The following is a 12,568-nucleotide window of genomic DNA, read 5'->3' on the forward strand; positions in this document are numbered from 1 at the left end:
CAATATCAGCTGTTTTGTGCGGTAAAACCCATGACCTGGTTGAGCTTATCCAGACCCAATAAACACATCAACAAACGCTCAATTCCTATGGCCACACCTGAACAATCAGGCAAACCATGCCTCAACGCAGTTAACAAGTTTTCATCGAACTGTAATGTGGGTTTGTGCTGCTGTTTTCGCCACAACAGATCCTGTTCAAAGCGTTGCCTTTGCAGCTGAGCATCTGACAATTCCCGGTAACCGTTGGCCAGTTCAATACCTCGAAACAAATATTCAAAACGCAGACAACAGGCGGGATCGTCAGGATGTGGCTGTGCCAATGCCGCCTGTTCAATGGGAAAATGATAAACCAACACGCCATCCTTTTCGGTTAAACTTGGTTGAACCATCAGCGCAAAGACATAATCCAGTGCCTGTGATCGGCTCAGCACATTACCCCGGTAACCATGTTGCCGACACAATTTATTCAAGTACTCGCAAGAAACATCAAACGGGTCAACTTGGGCACAGGAGATAAACAACTCCTGATAACTGATAGATTCCGTCGCGGCTGTTTTTTTATGAAAATGCGAAGCCATTGACTGAATAAAGTCATCCACCTCATTCATGAGCTGTTGCAAATCAAAGTCCAGGCGATACCATTCCAGTAGGGTGAATTCAGGATTATGAAGATCACCACATTCTTCCCGACGAAAAACAGGGGCAATCTCAAAAATATCACCACTGCCTGAAGCCAACAGCCGTTTATGAAAAAACTCAGGCGATGTGCGCAAAAAAGCGGCTTTGTTTGTGCCCACAATCGGTTCTGTCGAAAACACTTCTATGTGCTGATCCGTGTTGGCGGCTGATGATAATATCGGTGTTTGCACTTCCAGTACATTGCGTTCAGCAAAAAAAGATCTGATTTTAGACAGTAAAAAAGCCCGTTGTTGCAAGCGCTCCAACGGGCTTTGAAAAGACCAACTGTGCATCACTATTGTTTGACCCGGTTCACATATTCACCACTGCGGGTATCCACTTTTATCACTTCACCCTGCGGCACAAACAAAGGCACATTCACCACCGCCCCAGTTTCTAAAGTGGCGGGTTTGCTGCCGCCGCCTGAGGTGTCTCCACGCACGCCGGGATCGGTTTCGGTGATGGTGAGTTCAACAAAATTAGGCGGCATCACCAGAATCGGTACATTGTTCCATAAAGTAATCATGCACATGTCCTGCTCTTTGAGCCATTTACTCTGATCTCCGACGGCTTCTTTGGAAGCCTGAAACTGCTCAAAGCTCTCAGGATCCATAAAATGGAAAAAATCACTGTCACTGTATAAAAACTGCATTTCAGTTTCCAAGACATCAGCGGCATCGACTTTTTCACCGGATTTAAAGGTACGCTCAATCACCCGCCCGGTTTTTAAATTTCTGACTTTAACCCGGTTAAACGCCTGGCCTTTGCCCGGTTTGACCTCTTGATTTTCAACAATACTGCATGGGTCACCGTCAAGCATAATTTTAAGACCGTTTTTGAATTGATTGGTGCTGTAAGTGTCTGACACAGCGACTCCTAAATAATAAAAGAACGGCATTATAACACAGGCCACCTGAGTGGTTAAATGGCTTTTGTGAGTCCGGAACCGGTCTGTATTCCGGTGGTACCGCCATGCTAAAATACACGGTTTTTTACGCAACCCATTGTGCATAATATCTGGCAACAACAACTTAAACAGGCCCTCAGCGGCCGGACATCTGAAAAACTGCGTCAGCACCCGGATTTCAGCCATGCAGGTGACGGCCTGTTCAAAACTGTCATCACCGATGAAGTCAATACCGCGATAAAAGAATCTAGTCAACCACATGTCTTGCTGAACCAGTTTTTACCGATCAACCGGGAAACAAACATCCATCCGGATTTTAACCAGGACCCGGTGGGCGATCACAACGCACTGGCCCAACAGGGTATCATTCACAAGTACCACGGCCGGGTGCTGCTGGTGGCTTCCGGCAGTTGTGCCGTTAACTGCCGGTATTGTTTCAGACGCCATTTCCCCTATCAAAAACAACTTGCCTCACGGCGCAACTGGCAAGCGGTGGTGTCTTATCTGCATAACCACCCGGAAGTTCATGAAGTTATTTTAAGCGGCGGTGATCCGCTGACATTGACCACCCAAAGCTTAACTGAACTGACAGACCGGTTAATTGATTTACCTCATATCAAAACCCTGCGCATCCACAGCCGCATGGTGACCGTGCTACCTGACCGCATTGATGGTGAATTTTTAAATTGGCTGGATGCCTTGCCCTGGCGAAAAGTGCTGGTAACCCACATCAATCATGCCGATGAATTAACCCACAAAGCCATGGGCAGTCTTCATCGCCTAAAACAACATTCCATCACTTTACTCAATCAAAGCGTGCTGTTAAAAAATGTGAATGATGATGCAGATACATTAATCAATCTCAGTCACAAGCTGTTTGATGAAGGTGTTTTACCTTATTACCTACATCTTTTTGACCGGGTTCAAAACGCCGCTCATTTTGAGGTGTCTTTAAGCCGGGCGCAACGTATATATGCCCGCATGCGATCACAGTTACCCGGTTATTTGTTGCCTAAACTGGTTAAAGAAGAAGCCGGCGAGCATTCAAAAACGCCCTTGATATAAGCCTGATTTACATGCAACCATCAACCCGCATCCCACAAATTGCTTTTTGCCTGACTTCTTTTATTCTTACACAATGACTATAATGGTCAGGTATTCTAAAATTCATTAGACAAACAGGAGTGATTTCTTGGCCTCAGAAAAATCCATCAATCTATTGATTGTTCATCCTTCAGAAGAAGAAGCTGAACGCATTTTATCTTTGTTACGCAACTATCAAATTGCGGTGCGTCCTACCCGCTGTATCGACGAAGAAAGCTTACTGGGTATTTTGGAGCGTAAACAAATTGATATGGTGTTGTGCCAACAGATACAGCAACAATTACCCACCCAAACGGTGATTGATCACATCAAACGCATGGGTCAGGATTTACCGGTCATCGCCCTGATTGATGATTTTGACATCGACCAAATCAGTGATGCCATTGATGCCGGTGCCAATTCCTACTGTTCTCCCAAATTACCTGAACATATGCGCCATGTGATTCTGCGCGACATGAAAAATTTACACCAGCGGCGCGAAAATATTCGCCTGACTCAGGAATTGAGGCAAACGGAAAAACGTGTCAACAGCTTGCTGGATTCTTCTAAACAGGCCATTGCCTACATCCATGACGGCATGCACGCTTACACCAATCAGTCTTACCAGGAACTGTTTAAATATGATGATTTTGAGGAGCTGGAAGTCACACCGTTTTTAAACATGATTGCCAAAGAGGATGTCGCCAAAGCCAAAAAAGTACTGCGGGATATCAATAAGAACATCCTGCCCGATGAGCAACTCAGCTTTGAGATGATTACCGCACAGGGGGATAAATTTGACGGCCTCATTGATGTCTCAAAAGCCACTTTAAATGGTGAACAATGTGCTCAATTTATCATTAATTTACCGGCAGTGGATCCGGAAGTTGAGAAAGAACTTTTTGAAATAAAAAACAAGGATTTGCTGACCAAATTCTATAACCGCAGTTATTTCCATGAATTGCTTAGCGATGACATTGATCAGGCCCGCAGTCAGCCCGGCGACTGTCTGCTGATGATTGGCGTTGATAACGAACATGAATTAGAAAAAAAACTGGGCATCGGTAACTTTGATTTATTTATCGCTAATCTGGCTGAATATTTAGAGAGTAAATTTGGTGATGACACCACCTATTGTCGTTACAGCGATGCTTTGTTCATTTTAAAAGTGAACACCAGTATCGAAAAAGCGGAAAAGGCGGCTGAAAAAATTTCACACTTAATCACTGAGCAGATTTTTGATGCCGGTGACACCTCAACCAACTGCACGGTCAGCATTGCGGTCACACAACTCACCCAGCAGAGCCAGTCAGTAAATAATGTCATAAAAACATTAACTGATTTATTGGAAAACACCCTCAAAAAAGGCGGCAATCAGGTGGCTGTGTTTGACCCGGCTGAAGAAGAAAAACAAGCCCGTGCCGCCTCACAAGCCTGGATCGACCGCATCACCGGCGGGCTTGAGAATGACCGCTTTGTGCTTCATTATCAACCGGTTGTTAATATCGACGGCGATGACAGCCAATCCTATGAATGTCTGGTGCGCTTAAAATCGGATGATGATCAGCTCATTTATCCGCAGCAGTTTATTCCGGTGGCAATCAAATACGGTTTTATCAACGACATTGACCGCCGGGTTTTGAGTAAAGCCATTGAAGCCATTAAACAAGCCGATTTCGATGTCACCTTATTCATCAAAGTGTCTTCTGAGTCGCTCAGTGATTCAGCTTTCCCCGGCTGGCTCGCTGAACAATTAAAACAAGCGGGTGTTTCGGGACAAAAGCTGGCCCTGGAAATTAAAGAAAGCGAACTGGTTACCCATGCAACCAAAATGAAGCCCATCATTAAGGCAGTGAAAGCCCTGAATTGCAAAATTGTTGTGGAAAAATTCGGTTCCGGCTTAAATTCTTTCAGTATTTTAAAACATTTCCCGGTGGATTTATTAAAAATCGACTCAGCCTTTATGACGGATCTGGTGGACAATCAGGACACCCAGGAAAAGGTCAAAACCATTGTTCAAAAAGCCCACAATCAGGGTAAACAAGTGATTTGTGAATTCATTGAAGATGCCAACACCATGAGCATTATGTGGAAAATGTCGGTGAACTATATTCAGGGTAATTTTATTGGAGAGCCCACCGAATCCATGGAGCCCGTTGAATAACGCAAGCCCGATTTATCGCGGCCGTTTCGCGCCCTCACCCACCGGCGATTTGCATTTTGGCTCTCTGGTGGCGGCACTGGTCAGTTATTGTGAAGCCCGCAGTCACAATGGACAGTGGCATCTGCGGATTGAAGATGTGGACAGTACCCGCACCGTTGACGGTGCCGATCAACGTATTTTTGATACGCTAAAAGCCTATCAGTTGCAGTGGGATGGTCCTGTTATCTACCAAACGAATGAACGGCAACAACAAATTTACCGGGAAGCCTTAACTTACCTCAACAATTCAGGCCTCATCTATCGCTGTCGCTGCACCCGCAAACAACTGTCGGGCTATTCAACTTACCCCGGCAATTGCCGCTTCCAAACAATCGACAAAGCCCAACCACATTCCATCCGTTTAAGGGTTGACGATGAAGTCATAACCTTTCATGACACCTATCAGGGCCGGCAACAACAGAATCTTTATCAACAATGCGGAGATTTTAATATTGTCCGTAAAGACGGCCTGTTTTGCTATCAACTGGCGGTGGTTCTCGATGACCATGCGGCGGGTATCAACCATGTGGTGCGAGGTATCGATATTCTCGATTCCACCGCCCGACAAATTTATTTACACCAAAAACTGGGCTTAAAGCCACCAAACTACGCCCACTTTCCGATTATGGTTAATGCGCAAGGCCATAAACTCAGCAAACAAAATCACGCCAGCGCAGTGGGATGTGAAGACCCGGTCAAAGTTACTCGCCTGGCATTGCAATTATTAAATCAGGTGGTAACCAATCAACCCATGAACCAACAGCAACTGATTCAATGGGCTGTTGATCACTGGCAACCGGACAGATTCAAGAATCAAACCCGTATAACTTACGGCGACACGCCCTGATTGGCTTCGGCAGCTAACTTCTGGCACAAGGCCACATTGGCATTGGATTGGCGGTTTAATGCAATACTCCCGGACAAGGCCGGCTCAGTGATTTCATAAGTCAGTAAGGCGCGATCACAAGCGCTGAATTCAATACTGACCGAACCGAATAAACTGTTGGAAACCGGCTCGCCGCTGTCAAAAGCACCCCCTTCGGAGAGAATAATGATTCCTTCCATACGGTTGTCCGTGTATTGACCCTCCATGGTAAACCAGCGGTGGCCGTCAGCACCAAATTCACTTTTCTGAACCACTTCCGGTGGCAGTAAATCATAAGTAAACCAGGCTGAAATCAGTAAATTATTCGCCGGCAGCACTTCTAAATAAACCCCCTGACCATTGGTGTCAGGATTAAACCAGGCGCCGGATAGTCCGGCATTAATTTGAAACTTATCGGACAAAATAAACGCTCGATTGATATAAACATAATCCCCCAATCCAGGTGAATTGATGTGGTTATAATTGTATAAAGGCCGAGATCGGTAATTGATCAGTGATGCAATATTATCCACCACATCAAATCCCGCCACCACCTCACCAAAAACCGTGAAACCGCCGTTAGTATTATCAAGATTTTCAGAATTGTCTTTCAAATTGATAAAGTAGTTATTGGTTGCACTGTTTGGCTGATCATTGAGCTTTGCCATGGCAACGGTGTATTGGGTGTTGGACACTTTAAATTCGTTCATCACCGGCGGATCGGCGGGAATATTTTGCAAGCTGTTGCCGTCAGAATAATACTGCCCACCCTGCAGCACAAAACCATAGGCCAAACGGTGAAAAATGGAGTTATCGTAATCTCCGTCATTCACATAATTGAGAAAATTCGCGACCGTTTTGGGCGCATCCTGTTCTAACATTTTAATATCAATATTGCCAAGTGTTGTTTCAAAACGGACAGTGGTTGCGTTCACCGAAACGGTAAAAACAACACAAATTGCTAACAGCATTAGATTTAATTTTTTCATGATTCTTTTTTAATTATGGGTTGATGGTTGGTGATACCGTAAGGTACATGGCCTGTGGCGGTGTGTTCAGAGGCCGTTTTAACATAAGTCAGCTGATCCTCAAAGAAAATATCGGCCCGAAATGATTTTAAAAAATCAGATTTGTCCTGACCGCCCAGGAATAAGGCCTCATCAATGCGAATACCCCAGCTGCGTAAAGTCAGTATAACGCGCTTATGAGATGGGGCTGAACGCGCTGTGACCAGGGCGGTGCGAATCGGGGACTCTCCGGGTGCAAACAGGGTTTGCAAATCGTGTAATTTTTTTAAAAACCGCTCAAAAGGCCCCGGCGTCAATGGCTGGTTACGCAAATTATGTTCATTCTCCCGAAACGCCTCCAGACCACCGGATTGGTAAATTTGTTCAGACTCATCGGAAAAAATCACCGCATCCCCGTCAAAAGCGATACGAACTTGCGAATCTTGGGACTTAATCGACTTTCGGGTCATTAAATGGGCGGCGGCGTGACCGGCTTTAATGGCACCAACCACATCGGAATTATGTGCAGATAAAAACAGCTCAACACCCAAAGCCGGTAAGTAATCATAGGGCGAACCGCCATTGGAAAAAACCGCCCGGGAAATATTCAGACCATGGTGTTCGATGGAATTAAAAATGCGCAGACCGGTGTCACCGTTATTTCTTGAGACCAGCACCACCTCCACCAGGTCTCCGCCGTTTTCCGGGTGTTTGATGTTGAGCAGTTTTTGCACCAGCATAAAAGCCACACCGGGTTCTAAAGGCTCGTCTTCACGGGCCAGCTGATAATCGCGATAAGCCGATAAACCTTCTGTTAAAAAGATTTTATGGGCCTCATCAAGATCAAATAAGGTTCGCGATGAAATCGCCAGGGTTAACATGATTCAGGCAAATTGTTCATTAATAATGCGGTCTTCCAGATTATGGTGTACGTCAAATAGCATTTCAATTTCAATCTCGCGTTCTTCGGTGATAGTGACCTGTTTCACATCACGCACTTCAAAATTATCAGCGGTCGCTGCCACCGGCCTTTTGTGGTGGTTTTTAACACGAAAACAAACCTCCGCATGGCTCGGAATAATCGCACCACGCCAGCGTCGGGGCCTGAATGGACTGATGGGTGTCACCGCCAGAACTTGTGTTCCAAGCGGTATCACCGGTCCGTGCGCAGATAAATTATAAGCGGTGCTGCCGGCCGGTGTGGCCACCATCACCCCATCGCCCACCAGATTCTCAATCTTGGTCTGGCCATTGATTTGTACTTCAATATGGGCCGATTGCTTGGTTTGTCGTAATAAGGACACTTCGTTGATGGCCAATGATTTAAAGGTTTCCCCGTTAATTTTTTCAGCGGTCATCGACAGCGGGTGTAAAATGGTTTTCTGGGCTTGCTGCAGGCGTTCAACCAGATGGTCCGAACGGTAATCATTCATTAAAAAACCCACCGTCCCCCGGCGCAAACCAAACAAAGGTGTTTTTTGGTACATGAACTGGTGCAGACTGTGCAACATAAAACCATCACCACCCAACACCACAATCACTTCTGCTTGTTGTGGATCACACTGCCCATAGCGTTCAACCAATTTCTTGAGTGATTTTTGGGCGTTGTCTGACTGGCTGGCAACAAAAGCTATTTTCATGTCTTTAGTGTAGCAAATCTTTGGGTAGGAAAGGAATGGGTGAGCGCATTAAAACCTGAGTGGCACCACCTGTACGTCTAAACAATAAGGCATACTGCTGATAGCGACGATCCTCGATGGCCACTTCGCTGCGCGCCTGCAGAAAGTTTGTCTGTACCCCAATCAGTTGAGATATGACGGGTTTTACCTCTTCTCCGGTGCTGATATACGCCATGTCATCAAACGTAAAAAAATCTTCCAGGCGGCTAAAACTTGCCTGTCCCTGCTGATAAATACGTACCGCCAGTTCTTCACTAATCGCGGGATTAAGGGCTTTTATCATGACCGGCGGCAAGGTATTTATATTCATCAAGGTGGATCCTTGCTGCAAAGGTAAAACCGTGACATAAGGCGCAAGTTGATTAAACAAGGAATCATCTATGCCTGCAATGAGTCTGAGTTCATCGATGTGTCGAAAGCCGCTGTCGGCTGTCTGGTATGGCGGCCGCGCGGCCGCATAGACAAAATCTTCAGCACCACCGGGCCGTTGTTCCTGATCAGAGTCAATCCAGTCCATAATTTTATCTGCCAGTGACAGATCTAAATTCAGGGCGTTCAATAAGCGCCTGAAATAAGCCGCATGTTCCGTTGAGTCCTGATGGTTTATCACCAGATTATTGAGGTTAAATAAGTGGTTCATGCCGGTTAACTCACCGGACAAAACCGCTTGTTCCACCACCAATCCCCGTATGCCCTGCTGCCAGCTTTCATTGTTGTCATCGTAAGCCGGATTGGATTCGATGACATCTTTTTCAAGGATATCACCGGCCCACAGCAGCAATCCCTGACTGAGGTGTTGTGCCTGTAAATGCGCTTGCATGTTCATGGTTCTGGCCACTGCCAGTCGACTGCTGTACCAAATACCCACAGCCAGTGATATGGCGATGGCCATCATCACCAGCGCCATCATTAAAGCCATACCTTGCTGATAACGGTTTACCATATTTGTTGCCAGGGTGTGATGTGCATCCGAATTTGGCGGTTATTTTCAAAGCGCAACGTGCAATGCACTGATTTTGGCAGGCTACTGACAGGCCCTTGTTCGGGTGGCCAGAATTCCTCGCGGCGGCCATTAAAATTCAGATATTGACATTGCATGTGCGACAACACCATCATAGGCCTTTCCTGCCACGCAGCAAATTGGGTGGCAGCAGCAGACCGCGTGGCCCGGTACCAGACACCGTCGCGCACAAACCATCGTACAGCGAGGACGGCAAGGGGTTTATTTTTGACCGAATTGATGAGACCATGTCTTGGCACTTCCTGCATGGGATTGAGTCGCTGTAATAGCAAAGATCGGCTGTCAGCCACAAAATCGGGTTGTTTTTTTTGCAGTCCTGGATTTGCAGAAGCCAGGGCCATTTTAATGTCCTGGTTAAATAAAGCCAGCGCGGTGTTTTCCTGATTGATGCGTTCCACCGTTTCAGCCAGGTGTTGATTCGAAGACGTCAAAGTAAAAAGGCTTGCATAGGCCATCACCGCAATGACTGACAACAAAGCCACAGCGATGAGCACTTCAAGTAAGGTCATACCCTGTTGATATTTAAGCTGGTTTAAATCACTCATGGCGTTTAAATCCACTTAAATTGGCCAGCACATAATCAAAATCCCTGCTCATGCCGACACGCACATCCAAACGTATGATTCTTGGGTTGTCGGTATTTGACACGTCCACGGACCAGTAATAGGTGTGATCCTGTCTTTGTTCACTGCCCTGTTCATCATTCACCTGAGCCCGTTGGTAAAACTGCATCATCATTTCATCAGCCAATTGCAGTGCCTGTTGCCTTTGCGCCATTTGGGCGGTTTGTTGATGGGCCAGGCCGGTGGCTTCAACTAAAGCCACCAAAGCCACAGAGATAACCACCAGTGCCAACAGGACTTCTAACAATGTAAAGCCGCGCATCCCTTTACTCATGCCAGTGACCGCTGATTTTGAAAGGGGATTGTGAAGTCAGTTCATAGGCAGACGCCGGTAATTGGGTCAACCATAATTTCAGCCGAAAAGGGTTAATACGACCATCGCTGTAACAAACCAGATGCGGCAGAGCGGATAATTCAGTCTCTAACGGTTGGGTGTGTCCATCCAAACTCACTTCCCAGGATAGAGTGTCCACCGCTAAAACCACGCTCCAACGAGGCAATTCCCGCCATCTAAAGTCTTCAAAAACAAAAACACCGGCTGTTTGTTGCGCAAACTCAATGCCGTAAGGACGGTTATTGAGCACCGATTGCTGACATAAATAAGTCAATAGCTGCTGCCATTGTTGGGCTTTGTTTTGCAATGTGCGCTCACCGGACTGACTGTTAACCAGCCCCACCCCCACTGTGGTCATAATGCCAATAATGATGACAACCAACAACACTTCTATCAGTGTAAAACCCGATAATTTTTTGTGCTGATGTGTTACCAATTGCCGATATCTTGGTTAAGACCGTCTCCCCCGGGCTGACCATCGGCACCCAATGAATAAACATCCACATCACTGCGGTTTCCGGGGTTGAGGTATTGGTAAGGATTGCCCCATGGATCTTCGGGAAGTTGTTTCAGGTAACCGCCGGGTTTCCAGTTTTTAGCCTCCGGACGGCCGCTGGGCTTTTCCACCAGAGCCTGTAATCCCTGTGATGTGGATGGATACTGGATGTTGTCTAATTTATACATGCTTAAGGCGGTTTCGATATTTTTAACATCTGCTTGCGCCCGCGCCTGGCGGGCTTTATCCGGTGCATCCAAAAACTGTGGCACCACCGCAACCGCCAAAATACTTAATATAACCACCACAATCAGCACTTCCATTAAAGTAAAACCCGATTGATGGGGTATCGGCTGTTGTATTTTTCTTTGTTTCATCATTTAATACCTGAACAAGACCCAACTGATTATAGGCAATTTTAAATTATCTACCAGAGTGAATCCTTATTTTTATGAGAGTATCGCGTATCTATTTACCCATTGACCACCATTCTCTGACGGATCATTGGGTGATTGAACAACCCAAAGCCCATTATATTCGGAATGTGCTGCGTCTCAAACCCGGTCACACTTTACAGTTTTTCACCGCCAGCGGACGACAATATAATGCGCTTATAGATTCGGTCAATAAACATGATGTGGTGATTAAAGACATTCAGCCATGTCAGGAAACAGTGCCGCAAAGCCGCCTGGCCATTACCTTGATTCAAGGCATCAACGCCGGCGACCGAATGGATTATTCGGTACAAAAAGCCGCTGAATTAGGTTGCGTTACCTTACAGCCTGTGTTGACTGAATTTTGTTCACAACGGATTGCAGCACATAAATATGAAAAAAAACAACAACACTGGCAAGGGGTGGCCATCAGTGCTTGTGAACAGTCAGGTCGTGCAGATTTGATGCAGGTATTGCCGATTAAGACCTTTATAGAGGTTTTGTCAGAGTACCCTTCGGGTGTTTATTTAGAACCAACGGCCAGACACAGCATTCACAGTCTTCCCACAGCATTACAACACACCTGCGCGGTGTATATCGGCCCTGAAGGTGGTTTTTCACCCACTGAATTAGACCACATGGAAGAACAGGGTTTGTTTGGTGTTCAACTCGGGCAGCGGGTGTTACGGACAGAAACCATGGCACCGGTTGTGCTCAGTGCCATGCACAGTTTATACGGCGATTTTAAGCCTTAACGGTATTCAGGCAGGTTCAGCAGTGAGGCTGATTAACTGTGTTTCCAGATAGTTCATATTCGGAATATCCGCCATCTCATCTTCAATGGACACCAGAGAAGCGATTGCATGGTGAATCACTTCTTGTTCTTCGTGCAGCTGAATATCACCACGAGAAACCAGCTGTAATTTAGGAATTCCACGAGACAATACCGCAAAATAAGGCAAATCTTGCGGATGGTTGATACATTTCAGTACCGCGATGTTGTCGGTGCTAACCAAATTCGTCGGTTCTTCATGCTGATAACCGGTCAGTAAACCGAAATCAATCAGTGGAATATCCCAGCCTCGCCACGAGACGGTTCCTAACAACCATTTTTGATCAGTTTCGATGTCGTCAATACTGCGCATGGCCATCACTTCAGCCACCATCGCATTGGGTAGAAGTAATTTTCTGTTAGCTTCTATGGGTATCAGCACCGCACGTATTTCATTGGCCATTTA

Annotated in this window: 15 protein-coding genes; 4 read left to right on the top strand and 11 right to left on the bottom strand. The window is 46.2% G+C overall.

Annotated elements, in window-relative coordinates:
* Positions 1 to 5 precede the first annotated feature (5 nt).
* Together epmA and efp are read right to left on the bottom strand one after the other, a co-directional pair.
* Positions 6 to 971: an EF-P lysine aminoacylase EpmA gene (gene epmA / locus IEV16_RS01625; protein WP_188363912.1), complete on the bottom strand. Its 966-nt coding sequence runs from the start codon at positions 969 to 971 to the stop codon at positions 6 to 8.
* 2 nt (positions 972 to 973) lie between these two features.
* Positions 974 to 1,546, bottom strand: a complete 573-nt coding sequence (gene efp / locus IEV16_RS01630; protein WP_268234388.1) for an elongation factor P — start codon at positions 1,544 to 1,546, stop codon at positions 974 to 976.
* 138 nt (positions 1,547 to 1,684) lie between these two features.
* Here efp and epmB point away from each other — a divergent pair, with 138 nt between their 5' ends.
* From epmB to gluQRS, 3 genes are all read left to right on the top strand, one after another.
* Entirely contained in the window at positions 1,685 to 2,650 is a 966-nt protein-coding gene (gene epmB / locus IEV16_RS01635; protein WP_188363914.1) for an EF-P beta-lysylation protein EpmB, read from the top strand.
* 127 nt (positions 2,651 to 2,777) lie between these two features.
* Complete coding sequence (locus IEV16_RS01640) at positions 2,778 to 4,832, top strand: EAL domain-containing response regulator (protein ID WP_188363915.1); 2,055 nt, start codon at positions 2,778 to 2,780, stop codon at positions 4,830 to 4,832.
* Positions 4,825 to 5,718 carry a tRNA glutamyl-Q(34) synthetase GluQRS gene (gene gluQRS, locus IEV16_RS01645; protein ID WP_188363916.1) on the top strand — a complete coding sequence of 298 codons (894 nt, stop codon included), beginning with the start codon at positions 4,825 to 4,827 and terminating at the stop codon, positions 5,716 to 5,718. The genes IEV16_RS01640 and gluQRS overlap by 8 nt, the downstream gene beginning before the upstream one ends.
* On the opposite strand, the gene IEV16_RS01650 is transcribed toward gluQRS, so the two are convergent.
* From IEV16_RS01650 to gspG, 8 genes are read right to left on the bottom strand one after another with little or no spacing between them, the layout of a single operon-like run.
* On the bottom strand, positions 5,700 to 6,725 hold the full coding sequence (locus IEV16_RS01650; RefSeq protein WP_188363917.1) for a peptidylprolyl isomerase: 1,026 nt from the start codon (positions 6,723 to 6,725) through the stop codon (positions 5,700 to 5,702). The two genes, gluQRS and IEV16_RS01650, sit on opposite strands and share 19 nt — an antisense overlap.
* Complete coding sequence (locus tag IEV16_RS01655) at positions 6,722 to 7,624, bottom strand: 5'-nucleotidase (RefSeq protein ID WP_188363918.1); 903 nt, start codon at positions 7,622 to 7,624, stop codon at positions 6,722 to 6,724. Before IEV16_RS01655 ends, IEV16_RS01650 begins: the two co-directional genes overlap by 4 nt.
* Before the next feature lie 3 nt (positions 7,625 to 7,627).
* Positions 7,628 to 8,383 carry an NAD kinase gene (locus tag IEV16_RS01660; protein ID WP_188363919.1) on the bottom strand — a complete coding sequence of 252 codons (756 nt, stop codon included), beginning with the start codon at positions 8,381 to 8,383 and terminating at the stop codon, positions 7,628 to 7,630.
* 4 nt (positions 8,384 to 8,387) lie between these two features.
* Positions 8,388 to 9,365, bottom strand: coding sequence for a type II secretion system minor pseudopilin GspK (gspK, locus tag IEV16_RS01665; protein WP_188363920.1), 978 nt, complete (start codon positions 9,363 to 9,365; stop codon positions 8,388 to 8,390).
* The gene (locus IEV16_RS01670; protein ID WP_188364012.1) at positions 9,359 to 9,988 is read right to left on the bottom strand and encodes a PulJ/GspJ family protein; all 630 of its coding nucleotides are present in this window, start codon (positions 9,986 to 9,988) and stop codon (positions 9,359 to 9,361) included. Before IEV16_RS01670 ends, gspK begins: the two co-directional genes overlap by 7 nt.
* Complete coding sequence (gene gspI, locus IEV16_RS01675) at positions 9,981 to 10,340, bottom strand: type II secretion system minor pseudopilin GspI (protein WP_188363921.1); 360 nt, start codon at positions 10,338 to 10,340, stop codon at positions 9,981 to 9,983. The genes IEV16_RS01670 and gspI overlap by 8 nt, the downstream gene beginning before the upstream one ends.
* A complete protein-coding gene (locus IEV16_RS01680; protein WP_188363922.1) occupies positions 10,333 to 10,836 on the bottom strand; it encodes a prepilin-type N-terminal cleavage/methylation domain-containing protein in 504 nt (167 codons plus the stop codon). Before IEV16_RS01680 ends, gspI begins: the two co-directional genes overlap by 8 nt.
* Entirely contained in the window at positions 10,830 to 11,276 is a 447-nt protein-coding gene (gene gspG / locus IEV16_RS01685) for a type II secretion system major pseudopilin GspG (protein WP_188363923.1), read from the bottom strand. The genes IEV16_RS01680 and gspG overlap by 7 nt, the downstream gene beginning before the upstream one ends.
* 71 nt (positions 11,277 to 11,347) lie before the next feature.
* Here gspG and IEV16_RS01690 point away from each other — a divergent pair, with 71 nt between their 5' ends.
* The gene (locus tag IEV16_RS01690) at positions 11,348 to 12,085 is read left to right on the top strand and encodes a 16S rRNA (uracil(1498)-N(3))-methyltransferase (RefSeq protein ID WP_188363924.1); all 738 of its coding nucleotides are present in this window, start codon (positions 11,348 to 11,350) and stop codon (positions 12,083 to 12,085) included.
* A 6-nt stretch (positions 12,086 to 12,091) separates the two neighbouring features.
* Here IEV16_RS01690 and IEV16_RS01695 read toward each other — a convergent pair whose 3' ends face one another.
* Complete coding sequence (locus IEV16_RS01695) at positions 12,092 to 12,565, bottom strand: chemotaxis protein CheW (RefSeq protein ID WP_188363925.1); 474 nt, start codon at positions 12,563 to 12,565, stop codon at positions 12,092 to 12,094.
* Positions 12,566 to 12,568: the final 3 nt, after the last annotated feature.

Origin of the sequence: Marinicella pacifica (assembly GCF_014636635.1) — a bacterium.
GTDB classification, from domain to species: Bacteria; Pseudomonadota; Gammaproteobacteria; order Xanthomonadales; family Marinicellaceae; genus Marinicella; species Marinicella pacifica.

Coding starts and splice junctions, on each gene's coding strand:
- epmA (WP_188363912.1), bottom strand. CDS start 971: ATGCACAGTTGGTCTTTTCAAAGCCCGTTGGAGCGCTTGCAACAACGG.
- IEV16_RS01650 (WP_188363917.1), bottom strand. CDS start 6,725: ATGAAAAAATTAAATCTAATGCTGTTAGCAATTTGTGTTGTTTTTACC.
- IEV16_RS01655 (WP_188363918.1), bottom strand. CDS start 7,624: ATGTTAACCCTGGCGATTTCATCGCGAACCTTATTTGATCTTGATGAG.
- IEV16_RS01660 (WP_188363919.1), bottom strand. CDS start 8,383: ATGAAAATAGCTTTTGTTGCCAGCCAGTCAGACAACGCCCAAAAATCA.
- gspK (WP_188363920.1), bottom strand. CDS start 9,365: ATGGTAAACCGTTATCAGCAAGGTATGGCTTTAATGATGGCGCTGGTG.
- IEV16_RS01670 (WP_188364012.1), bottom strand. CDS start 9,988: ATGAGTGATTTAAACCAGCTTAAATATCAACAGGGTATGACCTTACTT.
- gspI (WP_188363921.1), bottom strand. CDS start 10,340: ATGAGTAAAGGGATGCGCGGCTTTACATTGTTAGAAGTCCTGTTGGCA.
- gspG (WP_188363923.1), bottom strand. CDS start 11,276: ATGATGAAACAAAGAAAAATACAACAGCCGATACCCCATCAATCGGGT.
- IEV16_RS01690 (WP_188363924.1), top strand. CDS start 11,348: ATGAGAGTATCGCGTATCTATTTACCCATTGACCACCATTCTCTGACG.
- IEV16_RS01695 (WP_188363925.1), bottom strand. CDS start 12,565: ATGGCCAATGAAATACGTGCGGTGCTGATACCCATAGAAGCTAACAGA.